The following is a 2457-nucleotide window of genomic DNA, read 5'->3' on the forward strand; positions in this document are numbered from 1 at the left end:
CGGTGTCCAGGCAGGTGCCGAACGGCAGGCCGCTGCGCACCAGGCGGCGGTGCACGTCCACCTCGTCGCCCCGGATGAACAGCCGAAGGTCCGGAACGCCGACCGCTTCGATGGTTTCGGCGCGGAACAGTGCCCCGTTGAACAGCGAGGCGATTCCCGGCAGCAGGTCCTGGCCGGGTCCCTCGGTGCGCAGTTCGGAGGCCCGGCGCCGCCACACCAGTCCACGGCGCAACGGGAAGGCGAGTTCGTCGGGGCGGTCTAGCGCGCAGACCATCGGGGAGACCTCGGCCAAACCGTGCCTCTCGGCGCAGGCGAGCAGGGTGGCCAGCACCTCGCCGTCACGCGGTCGGCCGTCGTCGTCGGCCAGCCACACCCAATCCGCGCCCAGGGCCAGCGCGTGCAGCATCCCGAGGGCGAATCCGCCTGCGCCGCCGAGGTTTCGGCGCGAACCGAGGTAGGTGCTGGGAACCGGTTGCGCGGCCACGAGGTCACGCACCCTCTGGTCGTGGTCGTTGTCCACCACGATCAGGTGGTCGATCATCCGGCTCTGCCCTGTCACCATCCGCAGCGACTCGCCCAGTTCCTCCGGGCGCCGATGGGTGACGACGACCGCGCACAACATGGTCATGGCCGGGCGGCCCAGCCTTCCTGGCTGGTCTCGGCGAGCACCTCGCGGACGTGGCGGGCGGCGTCCTCGCCCTCGTAGGCCCGCACCACCTCCTCGATACCGCCCGCGAGGCGTACGACGCCGTGGTCGATCCACATCGCGGTCTTGCACAACCGGGCCAGGAACTCGTTGGAATGGCTTGCGAACACCAGGATTCCGGAGCGCTCCACCAGGGCCTGCAGCCGGGTCTGCGCCTTCTTGAGGAACTCCGCGTCCACCGCGCCGATGCCCTCGTCGAGCAGCAGGATCTCGGGGTCGATGCTGGTGACCACTCCCATCGCCAGGCGCACCCGCATGCCGGTGGAGTAGGTGCGCAGCGGCATGTTCAGGTAGTCGCCGAGTTCGGTGAACTCCGCGATCTCGTCGACCTTGGACAGCATCTGCTTGCGGGTCTGCCCGAGGAACAGCCCGCGGATGATGATGTTCTCGTAGCCGGTGATCTCCGGGTCCATCCCGACGCCCAGGTCGAAAACCGGTGCGACCCGGCCCCGTATGACGGTGCGCCCGCGGGTCGGCTCGTAGATGCCGGACAGCAGCCGCAGCATGGTCGACTTTCCGGCGCCGTTGTGTCCGACCAGTCCGACGCGGTCGCCCATGTTCAGTGTCATGGTGATGTCGCGCAACGCCTCGATCACCACGACGTTGTTCTCGTTGCGGCCGATCGCCCCGCCGGCCTTGCCGAGGAAGGCCTTCTTGATGGACCGGGTCTTCGCGTCGAAGATGGGGAACTCGACCCAGGCGTTGCGGGTCTCGATGTGGGGATCCGGGGACATCGGAGCGGCGGGGCCTACAGGTACTGCCCGGTGCCGTGGCCCGGATGGCCGCCGGGGTACCCGCCCGGTTCCCCCGGCGACTGCATGCCGGGGGGAAGTGCGCCCTGGCGCATGTGCTCCAGCTGAGCCCGCGCCGCCATCTGCTGGGCGAACAGCGCCGTCTGGATCCCGTGGAACAGTCCCTCCAGCCAGCCGACCAGTTGGGCCTGGGCGATCCGCAGTTCGGCGTCGGAGGGCACCGAGTCCTCGGTGAACGGCAGCGCCAGGCGCTGCAATTCCTCGCGCAGTTCCGGTGCCAGGCCGCCCTCGAGTTCGCGGATGCTGGTCGCGTGGACCTCCCGCAGCCGGGTGCGACTGGCGTCGTCGAGGGGCGCGGCCTTCACCTCCTCGAGCAACTGCTTGATCATGGTGCCGATCCGCATCACCTTGGCAGGCTGCTCGACGAGGTCGGTGATCGAGCGTTGATCCTCGTCGTCGCCGGCCCTCTCGCCCGGCTGGCCGGGGAGCACTTCGATGTCGTCGTCGCTGTCGTCTGTCATGCGTGTGGCTTTCCCGTTTCCCGTTCCCGCTCCCGACCCGGCCGCCCGGCGTCGCGGCGCCGGTTGTTCCAGTGACACTAGCCCGAGCGTCGGCGACATGACCCCGACTGGCGCTGCGGCGGCCAAGTTCGCTGCCCTAGTATGGTGAGGCGGTCAGGATCGCCGTCGGGTGGGTTTTGCGGCGTTCCTCCGGTTACGCAGTTCGCGGGCGGCTCGAAGGTGGTGCGATGGGGTACGACGTCGCGCGCGTGCGTGGTCTGCACTCGGATCTGGGCGACGGCTGGACCCGCCTGGACGCACCCGCCGCCATGTTGGTCCCGCAGACCGTTGCCAGCGCGGTGTCCACGGCCTTCCGCAGTACCGCGGCCAACCCGGGCGGCCCCCATCCGGCCGCGCAGCGCAGTGTCGCCTTCCTGGACGCCGCCCGCCGCGCGGTGGCCGATCTGCTCAACGCCGACCCCGCCGGCGTCGTCCTCGG

3 protein-coding genes and 1 pseudogene are annotated in these 2457 nt (G+C 69.9%); 1 reads left to right on the top strand and 3 read right to left on the bottom strand.

The genetic code is table 11. The features are described 5' to 3' along the window. From glfT1 to ADBZ5U_RS15770, 3 genes are all read right to left on the bottom strand, one after another. Positions 1–628: galactofuranosyltransferase GlfT1 (gene glfT1, locus ADBZ5U_RS15760; protein WP_526811766.1), on the bottom strand; the 628-nt coding region annotated here is incomplete at its 3' end. Continuing rightward, positions 625–1440, bottom strand: coding sequence for a galactan export ABC transporter ATP-binding subunit Wzt/RfbE (wzt, locus tag ADBZ5U_RS15765; protein ID WP_526811767.1), 816 nt, complete (start codon positions 1438–1440; stop codon positions 625–627). The genes glfT1 and wzt, both read right to left, overlap by 4 nt. A 14-nt stretch (positions 1441–1454) precedes the next feature. Continuing rightward, positions 1455–1979: a proteasome activator gene (locus ADBZ5U_RS15770; protein WP_526811769.1), complete on the bottom strand. Its 525-nt coding sequence runs from the start codon at positions 1977–1979 to the stop codon at positions 1455–1457. Between the two features lie 227 nt (positions 1980–2206). On the opposite strand from ADBZ5U_RS15770, the pseudogene ADBZ5U_RS15775 reads away from it, so the two are divergent. Next, a pseudogene (locus ADBZ5U_RS15775) lies at positions 2207–2457 on the top strand (cysteine desulfurase-like protein); the annotation flags it as partial.

This window comes from Mycobacterium sp. (assembly GCF_040398885.1).
In the GTDB taxonomy this organism is placed as follows: Bacteria; Actinomycetota; Actinomycetes; order Mycobacteriales; family Mycobacteriaceae; genus Mycobacterium.

Bases quoted from the DNA above. Each gene is read 5' to 3' on its own strand.
- wzt (WP_526811767.1), bottom strand. From the start codon at position 1,440: ATGTCCCCGGATCCCCACATCGAGACCCGCAACGCCTGGGTCGAGTTC.
- ADBZ5U_RS15770 (WP_526811769.1), bottom strand. From the start codon at position 1,979: ATGACAGACGACAGCGACGACGACATCGAAGTGCTCCCCGGCCAGCCG.